This window comes from Methanobrevibacter cuticularis (genome assembly GCF_001639285.1).
GTDB lineage: Archaea > Methanobacteriota > Methanobacteria > Methanobacteriales > Methanobacteriaceae > Methanobaculum > Methanobaculum cuticulare.
Genome location: NZ_LWMW01000005.1, coordinates 1 through 2448, shown reverse-complemented (window position 1 = coordinate 2448; position 2448 = coordinate 1). Strand labels below are relative to the sequence as shown.

The following is a 2448-nucleotide window of genomic DNA, read 5'->3' as shown; positions in this document are numbered from 1 at the left end:
CCACAGGATCAAAAACCCTCAAAAAATCACTCAAAAAAATACTCAAAAAATACAAACTCTACAAAATACAAAAAACAAAAAACATCAAATACAGCTACAACAAAAAATCAAAAATACTAAAAACAATAGTCAAAAACCTAGCACACAACAAAATAGCTAAACTCAGAATAACAGTATACAAAAAAGCCTAAAAAAAGAAATTGTTTTATATTATCTATTTTTTTGGAAAGAAGTTAATTAATATAGTATTCTTTCCAAACATTCTTTTTTTTGTCGGTGTCCATTTTATTCATGATCGTGTTTTTTTATGGTAGGACGTTTCGTTTTATCCATCGGATTTTTAATAGTCTTAATCTTTTTTTAATGCCGTGTAGTGTTTTGTATCTTTTTTTAGGTATCTTGGTAGGGTTACTCCGATGTAGCATTCTAAAAGATTGTTGGTATTTGGTAAAAATTTGTTTTTGATATAGTTTATTGATCTTTCAAATGTCTTGGAAAGTTTTTTGATGAAAACTGCAATGGGATTTGGTAATTCATTTACTATGTTTTCCAATTTTTTAAACCTTTTTCTTGATGTTTTTACTGTTTTAGAGTTTAAAACTAATTTTATTTTATCTATCTTTTTTTCTTCTTTTGTTATGAACTCTTTGTAATTTTTGTTTATGTGGTTTAATATTGTTTTTTTTTGCTGGGGCATGACCATAAAAATGTTCAATAATTTCACTCATTTTTTTAAAGACATATAATCGATTAAGCCAATATTAAGTCCTTGTAAAGAGATTTCTTTCATGTAGCAGGAATTTTTATCCACTAAATCTATATCAGTGATAAAGTTTTCATTGCATTTTTTACAAAGATATTGTTGTTTTTTAATATCAATGCATTTATTTATAGAGATAGGATGTCCATTTGCATTTAATTTCCCTTCACAAAAAGGATAAATCTTATTATAACGCTCATAACAGAATATTACATCATCATCCATCATTTGCCTCATTAAATGAACAATCAAAGGAGACATATTAGGTTTCAAATAAACAATATTTTTCTCAAAACGCACAAAAACATTAAATATATCATCATTACAAAACAAATATAGTTGGTTATTTTTATTTTTACTGAACATAATAATAAATATATAACCACCAAAAATAAAAAACTTTTTCTAAAATATCATGAACAAAATAGACAAAGACTGAGAATTAATAATATAATAATATAATATAATTAATTATGTAAATACTAAAAATAATATAAATGCAGTGTAATTTAAATTTTTAATAAAATATAAGTTAAAAAAAGAATTATTAAGCATTCAGATGATTTTTTAGTTATGTTTAATATCTAAAAAAAACTTCTGATTTAAAAATTATTCATCTTCAACACGATATTTATCTACTATTTCAAGAACATCTCCTAATTCTTCTTTTTTTATAGGGATTCTTTCTTTAGCAAAAATTAATCTTAAATCTGAGATATCTTTAGGCATTAAATCTGCTATACGAACTGCATGTTTCTTTTTTTTAAGTATTCCTTGAAGTTCTTCCACCAATTTCTCTGCATTTTCTGCAGAAATTTTAGTAAATTTAGTAACATGATCTAATGTTAAATTTTGCTCATAACTAAGCTCATATTCGGTAGAAAACTCTTCAAGAATTTCTTTCACTTTAGCAGAAGAAATTGGATTGTTTTCCAATGTTTTTTTCCCTATCATGGGATCACTCTTGTATCTTCAAGTGTTCTGGCCTTACAATCAATTCTTTAGCTTTATTACCATCATTTAATGTTAATATATATGCCTTACCTTTTTCTCCAATAACTTTCGCGGTTTTACCATGGAATCGTGGGTGTGGCTGACCTTTAGGTATACTTGGATCAATAATAATATGTACTAAATCTTCTTCTTCGAATTTTTGAATTTTTCTAGTTATAGGATTATGTCTTCCAGGTCTAGCAACCTTTGTCATTTTATTTCTTGATTTACTTCTAAATCCTCTTGATCTTTTCATCTGAATAACCTCTTATAATTATAATTTATTAAATAATGATATGATACTAGCTATTTAAGGTAATAAAAACCATAGCTATTTAAAAATCATATAATAATTTTATTTATATCTAGATATTATTTCAAAAGTGTTTTTAAAATAGTTATTAAATTAAAATAATGAAAATTTATCCTATCTTTGATAGTACTTATTTATTTTTGATGAAGCTATTAATATATTTTACCTTTTTTTCTATTTTACTTTTTCAATATTTTAATTTTTACCAAATTAATATTAATTATTTTTACTATTTTATTTCATAAATATTTTAATTTTTACCAAATTAATATTAATTATTTTTACTATTTTATTTCATAAATATTTTAATTTTTACCAAATTAATATTAATTATTTTTACTATTTTATTTTAGAAATATTTTAATTTTTACCAAATTAATAT

General features: G+C 23.2%; 5 protein-coding genes. 1 reads left to right on the top strand and 4 read right to left on the bottom strand.

What is annotated here, in order from left to right:
- The coding region (locus MBCUT_RS11065; protein ID WP_169805330.1) for a hypothetical protein at nucleotides 1-191 on the top strand (191 nt) is incomplete at its 5' end.
- A 158-nt stretch (nucleotides 192-349) separates the two neighbouring features.
- Here the strand turns inward: MBCUT_RS11065 and MBCUT_RS00060 are convergent.
- From MBCUT_RS00060 to MBCUT_RS00045, 4 genes are all read right to left on the bottom strand, one after another.
- The gene (locus MBCUT_RS00060) at nucleotides 350-703 is read right to left on the bottom strand and encodes a hypothetical protein (RefSeq protein WP_169805329.1); all 354 of its coding nucleotides are present in this window, start codon (nucleotides 701-703) and stop codon (nucleotides 350-352) included.
- Nucleotides 704-724: 21 nt separating this feature from the next.
- Nucleotides 725-1060, bottom strand: a complete 336-nt coding sequence (locus MBCUT_RS00055; protein ID WP_157082400.1) for a hypothetical protein — start codon at nucleotides 1058-1060, stop codon at nucleotides 725-727.
- Between the two features lie 309 nt (nucleotides 1061-1369).
- A complete protein-coding gene (locus MBCUT_RS00050; RefSeq protein ID WP_067257143.1) occupies nucleotides 1370-1714 on the bottom strand; it encodes an RNA polymerase Rpb4 family protein in 345 nt (114 codons plus the stop codon).
- A 4-nt stretch (nucleotides 1715-1718) separates the two neighbouring features.
- Entirely contained in the window at nucleotides 1719-2009 is a 291-nt protein-coding gene (locus MBCUT_RS00045) for a 50S ribosomal protein L21e (protein ID WP_067257140.1), read from the bottom strand.
- Between the last annotated feature and the right edge of the window lie 439 nt (nucleotides 2010-2448).

What these genes read in the sequence shown, in the direction of transcription:
- MBCUT_RS00060 (WP_169805329.1), bottom strand. Translation starts at nt 703, where the DNA reads ATGGTCATGCCCCAGCAAAAAAAAACAATATTAAACCACATAAACAAA.
- MBCUT_RS00050 (WP_067257143.1), bottom strand. Translation starts at nt 1,714, where the DNA reads ATGATAGGGAAAAAAACATTGGAAAACAATCCAATTTCTTCTGCTAAA.
- MBCUT_RS00045 (WP_067257140.1), bottom strand. Translation starts at nt 2,009, where the DNA reads ATGAAAAGATCAAGAGGATTTAGAAGTAAATCAAGAAATAAAATGACA.